Source organism: Novosphingobium sp. KN65.2 (genome assembly GCF_001368935.1).
GTDB classification, from domain to species: Bacteria; Pseudomonadota; Alphaproteobacteria; order Sphingomonadales; family Sphingomonadaceae; genus Novosphingobium; species Novosphingobium mathurense.
In genome coordinates, this window is sequence record NZ_CCBH010000002.1 from 20,130 (window position 1) to 36,057 (window position 15,928).

The window sequence follows — 15,928 nt, forward strand, 5'->3', positions numbered from 1 at the left end:
ATTGCAGCGCAACCAACCCATTGTCATCACGGGCAAGGCGCACCATAGCCATCTGCGATGGACCAGGAGCGCCTCGTAACACTGCTGATCGGATTGCTGCTCGCGGCGTGGACGCTGGGGGCAGCCTGGGCGATCCTGTCGGCGCGCACGCGCCAGAAGCGGGCTGAAGGCTCGTTGCGCTCGGCGCGCAGGCTTGCGCGCATGGTTGAAGAATCGCCTGCGATTCCCTTGCTCGTGCGTTCCGACGGGCGGATCGAGGCCAGCCCGCGGCTGGCGCAGTGGCTCGGGCTCGATGCCGTGCCGCAGTTCCTTTCCGAACTCGATACCGCAGAGCGGGGTCTGCCTGCAGAGAAACTGGCTGAACTCACCGAAGCGGTGCGCCGCTGCCAGAAGACGGCGGCGCCGTTCCGGCTGGTCGCCACCCCGCGCAATTCGACCCGCAGTCTGGCGCTGCGCGGGCATCTAGCCGATCCTCAGGTCTCGCCGGGCGGTGCCGCGCTCGTGTGGGTCTTCGACTTTTCCGACAGCGAGAGCGAACTGGCCCGGCTGCGCGAGGAAGCGGCCCGGGCACGGGGGGACTTTACCGCGCTTGTCTCGTTGATCGAGGCGGCACCGATGCCGATGTGGTTCCGGCGGCCCGACGGCGAACTGCAGCTGGTCAATTCGGCCTATGTCGCGGCCGTGGGCGGCGAGAGTGCCGAATCGGTCGTCGCAGCCGGTGTCGAACTGGTCGAGACGGTCGACGGACACTCGCCCGCGAGCGTCGCGCAGGCCGCGCGAGAGAAGGGCGCCCCGATCGAGCGCATCGTATCGGCCACGATCAACGGCCAGCGCCGCGCGCTGCGTGTCAGCGACCTGCCGCTCGGGAGCGACGGCGTCGCCGGCTATGCCGTCGACATCGAGGATCTGGAGGAAATGTCGCGTTCGTTCCGCGCTTTCCGCGATGCCCAGCGTGCGATGCTCGACCAGCTTTCGGCCGGCGTGGCGCAGTTCGATGCCAAGCGGCGCCTGTCCTTCGCCAACCAGCCGTTCCAGCGCCTGTTCAAGTTCTCCGCCAAGATGATGCAGGACCCGCCGGCGTTCGAGCGCCTGCTCGATGCGGCGCGCGATGTCGGGCGCGTTCCCGAGGTTCGCGACTTTCCGGCCTGGCGGCGCGAGCGCGCGGCGTGGTTCGCTTCGGGCGATACGCAGGAGGAAGCGTGGGCGCTGGCCGACGGCACGCACTTGCGCATCGTGGCCCAGCCGGACCCGGACGGCGGCCTGCTGCTCATCGTCGAGGACCGCACCGAGCAGCTGCGCCTGTCGGCCGTGCGCGATACGCTGCTGCGGACCCGCACGGCGACGTTCGACAGCCTGTTCGAATCTATTGCGGTCTTCGCACCCGATGGCCGCATGCAGATCTGGAACCGCCGTTTCGCGGCCGACTGGGGTCTGGACAGCGATTTCCTTGACACGCACCCGCATGTCGAGGCGCTGCTCAAGAAGATCGCATCGCGCCTCAAGCGCGGGGCGGAAGCCGAACTCGTCGGCAACGTCGTGCGCGCGGCCACGCTCGACCGCACCCAGAAGGGTGGCCGGATCACGCTGGCCGATGGGCGCATCCTCGAATTTGCGGGGGTCCCGCTGCCCGATGGAAACGGCCTTCTCGCGGTGCTCGACATCACTGATTCGCAAAAGGCCGAGGACGCGCTGCGTGAAAGCAACGCGGCGCTGATGGAAGCCGATGCAATCAAGACGCGCTTCCTTGCCAACATGAGCTACGAACTGCGCACGCCGCTCACCTCGATCGGCGGCTTTGCCGAACTGCTGCAGGCAGGCCTTGGCGGCGATCTTTCCGACAGCGGACGCGAATATGTCTCGGACATTCTTGCGTCGGTCGACCAGCTTGGCGAACATATCGAAAGCCTTCTCGACCTCTCGCAGAGCGAGGCCGGGATGCTGCCGCTCAAGAAGGAAGAGATCGAGCTCATGCCCTTCGTCCGCAGCGTGGTCGAAGAGCGCGCCGGACGGCTGGAAAAGGCCGGGCTGGAGCTGGACCTCCAGGCCAAGGGCTTGCCGCGTCCGATCACCGGAGACCGCAAGCGGCTGGGCCGGGCCATCGGCCATCTGGTCGACAATGCCATCGCAGCGTCGAAACGCGGGCAGCGGATCCTCGTGCAGGTCGCTTCGCGCAAGACGCCTCAGGGCGAAGTCGCGCAGATCCTCGTGCAGGACAAGGGTTCGGGCCTCGACAGCCGCAGCCTGACGCGCGCGCTGGACGGGATGAAGGTGAGCGCCGATGGCAAGAGCGTGGAGCGGCGCCAGGGCCTCGGCCTGCCGCTGGCCCGCCAACTGGTCGAAGCGCATGGCGGCACGCTCAAGCTCGAATCGGAGCCGGGCCGGGGCACCAGCGCCATCGTCGAGCTGCCATGAGGATCGAACTGCCCGATCTCGCCGCGATGGACCGGCTGGGCCGTGCCATTGCGGTGAAGTTGCAGGTGGGCGATGTCATAGCCCTCGAAGGCGGGCTGGGCGCCGGCAAGACGACGCTGGCCCGCGCGGTAATCGCCGGCCTCGGACATACGGGTGAGGTGCCGTCGCCCAGCTTCGCGATCGTCGAACTCTACGAACCGCCCCTTGTGCGCCTGCCGCTGGTGCATGCCGACTTCTACCGCCTCGCGCATCCCTCCGAGGCCGAGGAGATCGGTCTGGACGACTATCGCGAGGGTGCTGCCATGATCGCGGAATGGCCCGATCATGCCGGCGGCTTCGCGCATGAGCCGGGCTGCCTCTCCGTCACGCTGGAAATTGCGGATGAAGGGCGGATCGCCATTGTCGAGGCGGGGGCTGATTGGCTAGGGCGAATGCCGATATGACGGACACTGCCGTGATGCTGCCTGCGGGCCTAGAATCCTTCCTCGAAACCGCCGGCTGGGCCGGCTCGCAAGTCGAGCCGCTTCCGGGCGACGCCTCGTTCCGCCGCTATTTCCGCATTCGCCGGGGCGATGAAACGGCGATGCTGATGGACGCCCCGCCGCCCAACGAGGACCCGGGCCCGTTCCTGCGCGCCGCGCACTGGCTCAATGCCAATGACATGCGCGCGCCGCGCATTCTGGCCGAGCAGGCCGAGCGCGGCCTCGTCCTGATCGAGGATTTCGGCGAGGCGCGCATGCGCGACTACCTCGACCAGTGGCCCGCGGACGAGACCGACACCTACAAGGGCGCCGTCGATGCGCTGGTGAAGCTGCACCGGCTGCCACCGGGGCCGTTCCTCGAATATTCGATGAGCGAGTACCAGCGCGAGGCGCGGCTCTTCGTCGACTGGTACTGCGCGGCGCGGGGCCTCAAGGTCGATGTGCCCGGCTTCATCGCGGCCTGGGACGCAACGCTGGGCGGCATGCTCCCGCGCCAGCATCCGGGCGTGACCGTGCTGCGCGACTATCACGCGGAAAACATCATGCTTCTGGGCGCGCTGGAAAAGCAGGGGCTGCTCGATTTCCAGGACGCGCTGGTCGGCCATCCCGCCTATGACCTCGTCTCGCTGCTGCAGGACGCGCGCCGCGATGTCTCGGCCGAGCTGGAAGCCCAGATGTTCGACCATTACACGCAGGCGAGCGGCGTGGATGCCGGCACTTTCCTCGCCGACTACGCAAGGCTGGGCGCGCAGCGCAACACCAAGATCGTCGGCATTTTCGTGCGCCTGTGGAAGCGTGACGGCAAGCCGCGCTACCTCGACATGATCCCGCGCGTCTGGGCACTGCTCGAGCGCGACCTTGCGCATCCCGCGCTGGCGCCGGTGGCGGAATGGTTCGATGCGAACATCCCAATGGATGTGCGGCAGGCCGGTGGAGGCAAGTTCGGACTATGAGCGCCAAACCCCTCGCAAGCGATACCGCGATGATCCTCGCGGCAGGGCTGGGCAAGCGCATGCGCCCGCTTACCGCGGCGCAACCCAAGCCACTGGTTCGTGTCGGCGGCAAGGCGCTGATCGATCATGCGCTGGAAAAGCTGGATAACGCGGGCGTCGCCAAGGCGGTCGTCAACGTCCACTATCTTGCCGATGCGCTCGAAGGCCACATGAAGGTGCGCAAGAGCGGGCCTGCGGTCACGATCTCGGACGAACGCGATGTCCTGCTCGAAACCGGTGGCGGCATGGTCAAGGCCGCGCCGATGCTGCCCGATCCGTTCTTCTGCCTCAACAGCGACAATGTCTGGCTCGATGGGCCCAGTGACGTGTTCGCCGAGCTTTCGCAGGCGTGGGATCCCGAACGAATGGATGCGCTCCTGCTGTTGGTGCCGCACCCGCGCGCGTTGAACTATCGTGGCGAGGGGGACTTCCACCTCGATCCGGCAGGCAAGGTCAGCCGCCGCGGCAAGGGCCGGGTCGCGCCGTTCATCTACACCGGCATCCAGATCGTCTCGCATCGCCTGCTGCGCGATGCGCCCGAAGGCCCGTTCTCGACCAATGTCCTGTGGTCGCGCGCGATCGAGGAAGGCCGTCTCTACGGCATTTCGCATACCGGCCTGTGGTTCGAGGTCGGTGAGCCGGGCGCCATCAAGCCCACCGAGGCATGGCTGCCCCGTGCCTGATCGCGCCGGGCCGCGCGTTTACTCGATTGCTGCGCACCGCGGGTTTGCCGATGCTCTCGTGGCGGGCCTCGCGCCGCGCTATGCGCAAGGGGAACTTGGCCTTGCCCGGTTGACGTTGCTCCTGCCCAGCCGCCGTGCGGTGCGAACCGTGACCGAGGCATTCGTGCGGCATTCGGGCGAGAGCGAGACGCCGGGGATGCTCCTGCCGCGCATGGCCGTGGTGGGCGACCTCGACCTTGACGAGACGCTCGGCCCCTTGCTCGATCCGCTGGGCGCTGCGGATATTCCGCCCGCCGCCGATCCGATGCGCCGCTGGCTGCGTCTTGCCCATTACCTGCGCGAAGTCGAAGGCGACGAGGCCGGGAAGGGTGCGGCGCTGCTGCGCCGGGCATGGGAACTGGGCAGCACGATGGACCGGCTGCTGGTCGAGGGGATTGCGCCGATTGACCTGATGTCTGAACGGGTCATCGGCATCGTCGGCGATCTTGCCGGGCACTGGACCGACAATACCCGCGCCTTCCTGAAGGTGCAGCAGCACTGGATCGCCGAACTGGCCGGGCGCGGGCAGATCGATGCGCCGGAACGCCGCAACCGGCTCTTCGAACATGCCGCGAACAGCTGGCGCACTGCGCCGCCGCAGCATCCGGTGGTTGCCGCAGGCGTTACCAGTGCCTCTCCGGCGCTGGCGAAGATGCTGCGTGTAGTGAGCGAACTGCCCGGCGGCTCGGTGATCCTGCCCGACCTCGATCTTGCGCTCGATGCGGGGGTTTGGGACGAACTGGGCACGGCCGGAAATCCGGTCGGGCCGGATGACCCGCCCTTCGGCCGCAGCGATGCGGTGACCCATCCGCAATATCACCTCAAACTGCTGCTCAACCGCATGGGGATCGCGCGCGACGAAGTGCAGCCCTGGCACCGGTCGGGCCACGGTGCGGCACCGCCAGAGCGCAGCAAGGTCATTTCCAATCTCTTCCTGCCGCCGCGCGCCTCGTCCGTCTGGGTCGATCTGCCCGCCGAGAAGCGCCGCCTCTCCGGTGTGCGACTGATGGAAAGCGCGCATCCGGGCGAAGAGGCTCAGGCGATTGCAGTGATGATCCGCGAGGCGCTGGAAACGCCCGAGCGCCGCGTCGCACTGATCACCCCGAACCGTGGGCTTGCCGGGCGCGTCGTTGCGCATCTGGAACGCTGGGGGATCGAGGCCGACGATACCGCCGGGCGGCCCTTGCCGCAGACCGCGGCGGGGCGGCTCCTGCTGCTGCTGGCCGAACTGGTTGCCGAACAGGGCGCGCCCGTGCCGCTCATCGCCCTGCTGACCCATCCCCTGGCCGGGGCCGGGGAAGGGCGCGCGCGCTGGCTGGAAAATGCCCGCAGGCTCGACCTGGCCTTGCGCGGTCCGCGACCGGGCGCAGGGCTGGCCCCCGTCGCCGTGCTCGCCGAACAAGCCAGGCTGGGCGAGTGGTGGGGAGGCGTTGCGGACATGCTCGCGCCGCTGTTCGCCTTTGGCGAGGCGGAGCCGCTCGAAGTGCTGCTCGGCGCATTCAGCCAAGTCGCCGAGACGCTTTGCGGCGATGCCTTGTGGACCGGGCCGGACGGCCGCGCACTCAGCGCCTTCGCAGAGGACTTGCGCGGCGCAGCGAGCGCGGCGGGTACCGTGCTCGATCCGCGCGAACTGCACGCGGTGCTGCGCGACGCGATGGACCGCGTCTCGGTGCGCCCGCCCTGGGGCGGGCATCCGCGCGTTGCGATCTATGGCCTGCTCGAAGCGCGCATGAGCCGCGCCGATCTGGTCATCTGCGGCGGGCTGGTGGAGGGTACCTGGCCCGCATCGCCCTCGCAGGATTCGCTGCTGCCACCCGCGGTGCTGCGCGCGCTGGGTGTGCCGGGTGCCGATTTCCGTATCGGCCTTGCCGCGCATGACCTTGCCGCAGCATTGGGCGCGCCCGAAGTGGTGCTGAGCTGGGCGCAGCGCGACGAAGGCGGACCGGTCATTCCTTCGCGCTTCGTGCTGCGCGTGAAAGCGATGCTCGGCGATCAGGCGGCGCGCCATGTCGAGAGCGAGGCACTGCGACTGGCGCGCAGGCTCGACGAAGCGGCGAGGGTGCCGCCCCATCCGCGCCCGCAGCCGATGCCCGATGCAGACCAGCGCAAGGTCGACATCTCGGTCACCGGTCTCGATCGCCTGCGCGGCGATCCCTACCAGTTCTATGCCAGCTCGATCCTCGGCCTGCGCACCCTCGATGCTCTGGATGCCGAGCCGAGCGCGGCCTGGAAGGGCGAGATCGCGCACAGGATACTCGAACTCTGGCACAAGGCAGGTGAGCCCAAGGGCGGTTTGCACACCATCGCCGGGCAAGTGCTCGACGAGGCGAATGCGCACCCGCTGATGCGGGCGCTGTGGTGGCCGCGCCTGGATGCCGCCCTCAAGACGTTCGATAGGATGGTCGCCGACCAGAAGGAGCAGGGCCGCGAAGTGCTCTGCGTCGAGGCTTGGGGCGGCATGCGCTATCGTGACGTGCGCATCCATGGCCGTGCCGACCGTATCGACCGCAAGGCCGATGGCACGCTTGCCGTGGTCGACTACAAGACCGGCGGCCCGCCAAAGCCATTGCAGGTCAAGGAAGGCTTTGCGCTGCAGCTCGGCCTGATTGCGATGATCGCCGAAGAAGGGGGCTTCAAGGGTATCGAGGGCAAGGCCAGCGGTTTCGAATACTGGTCGCTCGCGAAGATGCCGCGCACCGAGGACTTCGGCTATGCGGTGGAGCCGGTCACCGACGATCCGAAGAAGCAGGAGAAGATGGTCCTGCGCGAAGACTTCCTCGACGAGACCGAGGCCTACCTCAATGATGCGCTCGACAAGTGGATACTGGGCACCGATCCCTTCACCGCGCGGCTCAATCCCGAACTGGGCAGCTATGCCGACTATGACCAGCTGATGCGTCTGGATGAGTGGATCACGGCGCTGGGCGGCAACGGGGAGGACGCGGCATGAGCGGTCCGGCTTCCGTCCATCCGCTTCACGGCAACCAGATGCGCGCGGTCGATCCCGAGGAGACCGTGTGGCTTTCCGCGTCGGCGGGGACCGGCAAGACGCAGGTCCTTTCGTCACGCGTGCTGCGCCTTCTGCTGCAGCCGGGCGTCGAACCGTCGCAGATCCTGTGCCTGACCTTCACCAAGGCGGGCGCGACCGAAATGGCGGCGCGCATCAACGGCACGCTCGCCGAATGGGTGCGGCTTGAGGATACGCAGCTGTTCGCGAGGCTCGACGCGATCGGCGCGAAGACCGATCCCGAGACGATGGCCCGGGCGCGCACGCTGTTTGCCGCCGTGCTCGACTGCCCCGGCGGGGGCTTGCGCATCGATACGATCCACGCGTTCTCGCAGTGGCTGCTGGCGACGTTTCCGCTCGAGGCGCAACTGATCCCCGGATCGCGGCCCATGGAAGACCGTGAGCGCATCCTGCTCGCGCGGCAGGTGCTGGCCGACCTGCTGGTCTCGGCGCAGAGCCAGCCCTTCGGCGATCCGCAATTGCTGGGCGCGATCAGCGACCTTTCGCTCAAGCATGGGCCCGATGCGGTCGAGGCCTTCCTGCTGCGCTGCGCCTCGGCGCGCGAGGCGTGGTTCGGTCCCGGCGGCTGGCAGGAGCCGATGCGTGAGAACGTGCTGCGCCTGCTGGGCCTGCCCAGCGATGCGGACGGGGCCTTTCTGGCAGAGCTGTGCAACGACGAGCAGTTCGATGTGCGCTCTCTGCGCCGCTGCTGCGAGACGCTGGCGGCCTGGGATACCAAGGCCGGACGCGAAGGTTCCGAAGCCTCGGTCGTCTGGCTCTCCGCATCGCCGGAGAAGCGTGCCGCGACGATCGACGACCTCTACTTCGGCCTGTTCACCAAGACGACCGACGCGCCCAAGCAGCTGACGAACATCCTGAAGCGCGACCCCGACTACGAGGGCTACATCCTGCGTGTGCAGGAGAGCATCGCCCGGGTGCGCGAGACCAAGGCACTGCTCGACCTGACCGAGCGACTCGTGCCGGCGCTGCGGCTTGGCCGCGCTTTTGCGCTGGCATGGGACGAGGCCAAGCAGCGCGAAGGCCTGATCGATTTCGACGACCAGATCCGTCGCGCCGCCGATCTGCTGCGCAACCAGTCGCAGGCGGACTGGATCCGCTACAAGCTCGATCGCCGCTTCGACCACATCCTTGTCGACGAGGCGCAGGACACCAATGCCGCGCAGTGGGATATCATCCTCGCCATGGCCGAGGAGTTCTGGGCGGGCCTCGGTCAGCACGGCGACCTGATGCGCACGCTTTTCGTCGTTGGCGATTACAAGCAGGCGATCTTCCGCTTTCAGGGCACCAGCCCGGAAAACTTCCGGCGCGCGGCCGACAAGGTTCGTGCCAAGATGAACGCCGCGGCGCAGAACGCGGAATTGCTGCGCAGCAACTTCCGCCCGCGCCGTCTGCTCCAGCTCGGGCTCGACCGCAGTTTCCGCACCGCGCAGAAAGTCCTCGATTTCGTTGACGATGCAATCGGCGGGATCGGCCATGCCAATTTTGGTCTCGACGAAGCGCCCGAGCGTCATGATGGGCAGGATCGGCCCGGCTACGTCGCCCTTTGGAAGCCGGTCGGCGCCGCAGTTGCCGAGGATGACGACGATCCGCGCGACGATGGCGAAGATGAAGGTCAGGAGGGCTGGCTGTCCAAGCCGGACCGCCAGATGGCCGAAGGCATCGCCCGGCAGGTCCGGGCATGGCTCGATCCCATGGCTCCGGGCTTCACCCTGCAAAAGGGCAAGCCGCGCCGCGCCCATGCCGGGGACATCATGGTGCTGGTGCGCCAACGCAAGGAGCTGGCCGGGCTGATCGTCGGGCGGCTCCATGCCGCGGGGGTGCCCGTCGCCGGTGTCGACCGCCTGCGGCTGGGTGCGCCGCTGGCGGTGAAGGACCTCGTCGCCGCGCTGCGCTTCGCGGTCCAGCCCTTCGACGATCTCAACCTTGCCGGCCTGCTTGTCTCGCCGCTGGTGGGATGGAGCCAGGAGCAATTGCTGCGCCACGGCTATCGGGACAAGCATACCAGGCTCTGGTCGCACTTGCGCGCCTCGAGCGAACCTGAAGTCGCCGCCGTGCTGCAGCAATTGGGCGCGCTACTGGCGCTGGCCGACTTCGAGCCGCCGCAGCAATTGTTGCACTGGGTGCTGGTGGGGCCTTGGCAGGGGCGGCGCAAACTGGTCGCGCGCCTCGGCAGCGAGGCCAACGATCCCATCGACGAATTGCTTAACGCCGCGCAGGCCTATGTCGCGACCGATACGCCGAGCCTTGCGGGCTTCCTTGCCTGGTTCGACGCGGGCGACGGCGAATTGAAGCGCGAGGCGGACAGCGCTGCCGGACTGGTCCGCGTGATGACCGTCCACGGTTCAAAGGGCCTGCAGGCGCCAATCGTCATCCTCGCCGATGCCACCGGCAATCCCGAACGAAGTCGTGAGCGCGGCCTCGACCTGCCGGACCCGCGCGACGAGCATCGCAAGATCCCGTTGCCGCCGCTCCCTTCTGCGGCGAAGAAAATCGGGCGGATCAGGGACGAGATCGAGACCAACCGCGCGGCGGACGAGCAGGAACACTGGCGCCTGCTCTACGTCGCGATGACCCGCGCGGAAGAGGCGCTGTTCGTTGGCGGGGCGCTGGGCAAGAGCGACAAGGGCGTGCCTGCGCCCAAGAGCTGGTACGCCCGCCTGCGCGATCTCTTTCCGCCTGAGGCCGAGATCGTCGACCCGATATGGGGCGCCCGGTGCGAATGGGGCGAGTTGCCCGAGCCGGTCGCGCCGGACGCCGGCCCGGTCGAACTGCCCTTGCCAGAACCGCTGCCGGTCTGGCTGGAACGCGCGCCGCCAGCCGAACCGCGTCCACCAAGGCCGCTCGCGCCTTCGGCCCTGGGCGAGGAGGAAGCACCCGATCCGCCGTTCCCGCCGGGCGCGGGCCGCGATGCCGCGCGCCGCGGTACCCTGGTTCACAAGCTGCTCGAGCGTTTGCCCGAAGTGGCGGCGACGAAGCGCGAAGCGGCCGGGCGCGCCTGGCTTGCGCGCAATGCCGCCGATCTGGAAGAGACCCGGCGTGAATCCATGCTGGGCGATGCGCTGGGCGTTCTCGCCAATCCGGAATGGGCGCCGCTGTTTGCCGAGGGGAGCCTTGCCGAAGTGCCGGTGGCGGCCATCGTTGGCGGGCAGGTCGTTGCGGGGACGATCGACCGGCTGGTGGTCGAACCCGGGCGCGTCCGCCTTGTCGACTACAAGACATCGCGCCGTCCGCCCGAATCGCTGGAGGCCGTGCCCAAGGGCAACCTGAGGCAGATGGCCGCCTATGCAGCCGCGCTCGAAGTGGCCTTTCCGGGCCGCGCGGTGGAAGTGGCGCTGCTATACACCACTGCCCCGCGGCTCATCACCGTGCCTGCCGAAGTCCTTGCAGCGCACAAGCCGGACTTCATGCCACCCGAGTAAAGCTTCACCGCACAGGCGTTGTCACGCGCGGTTTCTTCCCTAGATTGCAGTCAAAGCCCATTTGAGGAGTTATTTCATGCCGACTATTGCCGTCACCGATGCCAGCTTCGAAGACGATGTCCTGAAGTCCGACAAGCCCGTTCTCGTGGACTTCTGGGCGGACTGGTGCGGTCCGTGCAAGATGATCGGTCCGGCTCTCGAGGAAATCAGCGATGAGCTGGGCGAGCAGGTGACCATCGCGAAGATGGACATCATGGCCAACACCGACACGCCGGCCAGCTTTGGCGTGAAGTCGATTCCCTACCTGGTGCTGTTCAAGAACGGCGAGAAGGTGGCCGACAAGCTCGGCGCCGCTCCCAAGAGCGCGCTCAAGGGTTGGATCGAAAGCAGCATCTGATCGATCTTTGCACGGGCGCCCCGGCGCCTGCGATGCCGAATGCCGAGCCCCTCTCACCTCCCAGGGTGGGAGGGGTTCAGCGTATCCGGGCGATGATTTCTGCGAATTCGTCCCACAGCCGGGACGATGACGCGCCCAGCAGTTCGCGGCGCTCGTATTCGTCGACGCGATAGGCGCTGCCGTCCGGCCGCGCGGCCTTGCCGCCTGCCTCGTTGAGGAACAGCACGCCTGCGGCATGGTCCCAGGGCAGGGTGCGGTTGAACACCGATATGTCGTTGGTACCGAGCACCAGGCGCGGATACTGCTCTGCCGCGCAGCGCGGAATGTCGACCATCCGGTAATGCGGGGCGATATGGTGCATGACCTTCTCGCGCGCGCCTTCGTCCATGAAGATCGTCGAGATTGCCGCGACGGGCGGCGTTTCTCCGCTCGTGCGCGCGGTCACGCGTTCGCCGTCGATCCAGGCGCCCGTACCGGTCCCGGCATGGCAGAAGCGCCCGGTCAGCGTGTCGAGAATCCAGCCGCCGATGGTCTCGCCCTTGTCGGCAAGCGCAACGAGAATGCCGAAGGGCGGTTTGCCCTGCGAGAAATTCATCGTGCCGTCGAGCGGATCGACGATCCAGCAGAGCCGGTCCTTGAGCCTTTCGAGCACCGTCTTGTCGGCATGAACGGCCTCTTCGCCCACGACATCGGCTTCCGGCAGAAGCGCGGCCAGCCTTTCGGTGAGGATCGCCTCGCTCTCATGATCGGCGACAGTAACGACGTCGTCCGCGGCCTTGGCGATGATCTCGTGCGAGGCAAGCGAGCGATAGCGCGGCGCGATGGCGCGATCCGAGGCATCGCGCATGATAGCCTCGACGGAGCGGGTGAGTTCGGGCGTGATCATGTCAGCGGGATCATTACCTGCTCGGCAAAGCCCGGACGCTCCCTGATGCGCTCGTACCATGCGGAAACTTTGGGGAACTCGGGCCTGTCGAACGGCAGCGAGAACCAGGTATAGGCGTAGACGCCCATGGGAATGTCACCGATGCCGAACTGGCCGCCCGAGAGCCAGGGCTTTTCGCCGAGATACCGCTCCATGACGGCAAGTTGCTGCGCACATCTGGCGATGTCGCGCGCGATGGCGGGCATGTCGCGGTCTTCCGGCTTGGTGCGGGCAAAGCTCAGGAAGGGCAGGCGCTGGGCGTCGGCATAAGTGATCTGCCAGTCCATCCAGCGGTCGGCGAGCGCGCGGTCGATGGGATCGTGCGCGTACCAGCGCGGGCCACCGTATTCTGCGGCCATGTAGCGCAGGATCGCGTTCGATTCCCAAAGGACCAGCTTGCCGTCCTCGATCGTCGGGATCAGGCGGTTCGGGTTCTTCTCGAGATAGTCGTCGGTGTAGCCGAACTGCCCGCCGATATCGTGGCGCACGTATTTCAGGCCGAGTTCCTCGGCGAACCACGCGACCTTCTTGACGTTGTGGGAGTTCAGCCGCCCCCAGATCGTGAAGACCGGACCGCTCATCAGCTGCGGTAATCCGCATTGATCGAGATGTAGCCGTGCGTCAGGTCGCAGGTCCACACGGTGGCCTGTCCTTCGCCCAGGCCAAGGTCGACCTCGATGGAGATGTCCTGTCCTTTCAGGTGTTCGGCAACCGGGGCTTCGTCGTAGTCGGCGAGGGGAAGTCCTTCGCGCGCGGCCCAGGTGCCGCCGAAGCCGATGGAGAGCTTGTCGCGGTCTGCCGGTTCGCCCGCCTTGCCTACGGCCATGACGACGCGGCCCCAGTTGGCGTCCTCACCGGCAATCGCGGTCTTGACCAGCGGCGAATTGGCGATGGCAAGGCCGACCTTGCGCGCGCTTTCGTCCGAGATGGCGCCCGAGACGGTCACGGCGATGAATTTCTGCGCGCCTTCGCCGTCACGCACGACGAGGTGGGCAAGTTGGCGGCACACGTCGTGGACGGCGGCCGCAAAGGCATCGGCACCGGCGCTCTCGAACGAGGCGAGCGGGGCATTGCCGGCCTTGCCGGTGGCAAAGGCCATGACCGTATCGCTGGTCGAGGTGTCGGAATCGACGGTGATGCAAGAGAATGTGCGCTGGTTCGCGGCGGAGAGGCACTCCTGCAGGAATGCCGGCTCAACGGTGGCATCGGTGAAGAGGTAGCCCAGCATGGTCGCCATGTCCGGCGCGATCATGCCCGAACCCTTGATGATGGCGCTGATCGTCACTGTCTTGCCATCGACGATCGCGGTGGCGGTCGCGCCCTTGGCGAAAGTATCGGTGGTGGCAATGGTGTTGGCGGCGTCCTCCCAGGTGCAGGGCTGCGCCGTCAGGGCCTTTTCGACGCCTTCGCGTGCCTTGTCCTTGGGCAGCGGCACGCCGATCACCCCGGTCGAAGACACGAAGACCTGTTCCGGCGGGCAGCCGAGGTGGGCGCTGACCTGCCCCATGATCTGCTCGACCGCCTCGCGGCCGCGGTATCCGGTGAAGGCGTTGGAATTGCCGGCATTGACGATCAGGGCGCGCGCCTTGCCCTGGCCTATGTTGGCGCGGCCCAGTTCCACCTCGCTGGAACAGCACAGGTTGCGGGTGAAGACCCCGGCGACGCTGGTGCCTTCGTCGAGCTCGACATACGTCAGGTCGCATCGGCCCCAGTCCTTGTACCCGGCGCGCACGACGCGCGCGGTCACGCCGGCGATCGGCGGCAGGGCGGGAAAGGGCGATGCGAGCGGTGAGACGGGATATGCCATGCCTGCAGCGCGTAACGCGTGCGCGCGCCGCGTCAAGCTTCGACGAGGGGCTGTCGATCACCCTTCATGCTGGCTGTGCGTCAGGTCCCCCGTTTTGGCGAGCTGATTCGCTGACGCGGGCCGGGTTTTCTGCCGGCGATCGATGGTGTGGCCCAAGGCTGCGGCGAGTATCAGGCTTGTTTCAAGGGCTGCGATGCCAGTGAGCGGCGACTGATCGAAATGGCCGAAGAGTTTGAGGACCGGAAGATGTACGGCGTAGAGTGGGAAGGATATGAGGCCGAGGGTGCTGAACATGCGTTCGGTTCTCTGGGGCGCGGATCTGCATGCGGCCAGCCAGAACAAGGCCGGCATGGCGACCAGAACGGTGAGGGCATCGCCCAAGGCCCGGCTCAGCCAGTCCCCTGTGAAAAACAAGGCGATCGGTACAAGCGATATCAAGGCGAACGGGACGAGCCAGTGGCCTTCGCAGCGAAAGCGCCCGGTTTGCCAGAGCCGCCCGAAGCAGATGCCGAGGGAGTAAGCGAAGGCAACGCGGGGTAGTCCGGCATACCAGTCGAGCGCATCCGGTCCGACCCTGTTGCTGCCCCAGCTGTAAATGACGAACGCTTCGGTAAGTCCGGAAAGGAGGACGAGGCATAGCAGGGCCCGAGTTGCAAGGCGTTGTAGCAACACTGCATGGACGATGTTCGCAAGAAGCTCGAAGAGCAGCGACCATTGCGGTCCGTTGAGCGGGAATGCCTCCAGATCGCGAATGCCGGTTAGCGGGATCATCGCGAGAGCCAGCATCAGCGTGAGCGCGATCTCGACACTGCCGGATCCGCGCGTTGCGAACATGACCAGCGCTCCGGCCACGGCGCCCAGGGCAGCCATCGGCCAGAGGCGGATGACCCGGGCGCGAATGAAGGCGGCGGGTGGCCAGCCTTTCCTTAGCCGGGGCTCCAGCGCCAGTGTGAGGACGAAGCCGCTGAGCAGAAAGAAGAAATCGACGAAGAGATATCCACGCGCGAAGATGTTCCTTACGTTGAAAATGTGTCCGAAGTGATAGCCCATGACGCTGATCGCGGCGATTCCGCGCAGTCCATCCAGCAGGATGAGGCGTTGTGGCGATGAAGCCGTCATGAGTCGCGTCCGCGCATGACCGTGACTATAGGTCAGGATGGTTAAATCGGCGTTGGCCGTGCTGGGCTGTCGTTTGTGCGCTTCCGATCGAAATCCGGGGAGGTGCTGCGGCGCGGTCCCGGAGGCAAGTCACAGGGCAATAGAAATAAAGCCGAGCGACGTTCGCAGGCAATGACGGCAGACAATTCACCATGTCGTGCGCTGCACGGTGGACTATTGCGATTACCGCCCCTATCTGGTCCGCATGGCGAACCGCCTGATCCTGACTTTGCTCGCACTTCTGACGGGCCTTGCCGCGCAGATCGGTCCGGCCGAGGCGCGTGCGTCGCAGGTGGCGAGCATGCAGGTCGGTACCCTGGCCGAGGCATCGGCGGTCAAGGCGCCGCGTGCGCCCGTGGCACTGGCACAACTGCCGGAGCCGGGCCTGCGCAATGCCCGCAGGCACGCGCCCGTGCTGGTTTCGGCAGAGCCGCTCGCCCTTGCCGCGCCCGCTGTTCTTGCCGGGATAGATCGCGCCCGCGAATAGCGCCGGGGCGCGCATTCTTTCGCTTTTTCGCGATATCCTGTCGCGCCTGCCATGAGCGTGGGCGCGCCTTCAGACCATACGCATTCACGTAAAACAGGG

General features: G+C 66.9%; 12 protein-coding genes. 8 read left to right on the top strand and 4 right to left on the bottom strand.

Going from position 1 to position 15,928, the window contains the following annotated elements; translation table 11 throughout:
• The first annotated feature begins 57 nt into the window (after positions 1 to 57).
• From SPHV1_RS00095 to trxA, 7 genes are all read left to right on the top strand, one after another.
• Entirely contained in the window at positions 58 to 2,412 is a 2,355-nt protein-coding gene (locus SPHV1_RS00095; RefSeq protein WP_054944117.1) for a PAS domain-containing sensor histidine kinase, read from the top strand.
• Positions 2,409 to 2,855, top strand: a complete 447-nt coding sequence (tsaE, locus tag SPHV1_RS00100) for a tRNA (adenosine(37)-N6)-threonylcarbamoyltransferase complex ATPase subunit type 1 TsaE (RefSeq protein WP_054944118.1) — start codon at positions 2,409 to 2,411, stop codon at positions 2,853 to 2,855. Before SPHV1_RS00095 ends, tsaE begins: the two co-directional genes overlap by 4 nt.
• On the top strand, positions 2,852 to 3,847 hold the full coding sequence (locus SPHV1_RS00105; protein WP_054944119.1) for an aminoglycoside phosphotransferase family protein: 996 nt from the start codon (positions 2,852 to 2,854) through the stop codon (positions 3,845 to 3,847). Before tsaE ends, SPHV1_RS00105 begins: the two co-directional genes overlap by 4 nt.
• Positions 3,844 to 4,569, top strand: coding sequence for a nucleotidyltransferase family protein (locus tag SPHV1_RS00110; RefSeq protein ID WP_054944120.1), 726 nt, complete (start codon positions 3,844 to 3,846; stop codon positions 4,567 to 4,569). The genes SPHV1_RS00105 and SPHV1_RS00110 overlap by 4 nt, the downstream gene beginning before the upstream one ends.
• A complete protein-coding gene (gene addB, locus SPHV1_RS00115) occupies positions 4,562 to 7,558 on the top strand; it encodes a double-strand break repair protein AddB (protein ID WP_054944121.1) in 2,997 nt (998 codons plus the stop codon). Before SPHV1_RS00110 ends, addB begins: the two co-directional genes overlap by 8 nt.
• Positions 7,555 to 11,055, top strand: a complete 3,501-nt coding sequence (addA, locus tag SPHV1_RS00120) for a double-strand break repair helicase AddA (protein ID WP_054944122.1) — start codon at positions 7,555 to 7,557, stop codon at positions 11,053 to 11,055. The genes addB and addA overlap by 4 nt, the downstream gene beginning before the upstream one ends.
• 76 nt (positions 11,056 to 11,131) lie before the next feature.
• On the top strand, positions 11,132 to 11,452 hold the full coding sequence (gene trxA / locus SPHV1_RS00125; protein ID WP_007014895.1) for a thioredoxin: 321 nt from the start codon (positions 11,132 to 11,134) through the stop codon (positions 11,450 to 11,452).
• 76 nt (positions 11,453 to 11,528) lie between these two features.
• Here trxA and SPHV1_RS00130 read toward each other — a convergent pair whose 3' ends face one another.
• Genes SPHV1_RS00130 through SPHV1_RS00145 form a run of 4 tightly spaced genes read right to left on the bottom strand, consistent with a single transcriptional unit; the run spans position 11,529 to position 15,303 of the window.
• Positions 11,529 to 12,338, bottom strand: coding sequence for an inositol monophosphatase family protein (locus tag SPHV1_RS00130; RefSeq protein ID WP_054944123.1), 810 nt, complete (start codon positions 12,336 to 12,338; stop codon positions 11,529 to 11,531).
• Positions 12,335 to 12,958, bottom strand: a complete 624-nt coding sequence (locus SPHV1_RS00135) for a glutathione S-transferase family protein (protein WP_054944124.1) — start codon at positions 12,956 to 12,958, stop codon at positions 12,335 to 12,337. Before SPHV1_RS00135 ends, SPHV1_RS00130 begins: the two co-directional genes overlap by 4 nt.
• Complete coding sequence (gene argJ / locus SPHV1_RS00140) at positions 12,958 to 14,184, bottom strand: bifunctional glutamate N-acetyltransferase/amino-acid acetyltransferase ArgJ (protein WP_054944125.1); 1,227 nt, start codon at positions 14,182 to 14,184, stop codon at positions 12,958 to 12,960. The genes SPHV1_RS00135 and argJ overlap by 1 nt, the downstream gene beginning before the upstream one ends.
• Positions 14,185 to 14,241: 57 nt before the next feature.
• Positions 14,242 to 15,303, bottom strand: a complete 1,062-nt coding sequence (locus SPHV1_RS00145; protein WP_054944126.1) for an acyltransferase — start codon at positions 15,301 to 15,303, stop codon at positions 14,242 to 14,244.
• Positions 15,304 to 15,499: 196 nt separating this feature from the next.
• Here SPHV1_RS00145 and SPHV1_RS00150 point away from each other — a divergent pair, with 196 nt between their 5' ends.
• Positions 15,500 to 15,829 (top strand): hypothetical protein, encoded by a 330-nt coding sequence (locus SPHV1_RS00150; RefSeq protein WP_231634329.1) that lies wholly within the window; start codon positions 15,500 to 15,502, stop codon positions 15,827 to 15,829.
• Positions 15,830 to 15,928 lie beyond the last annotated feature (99 nt).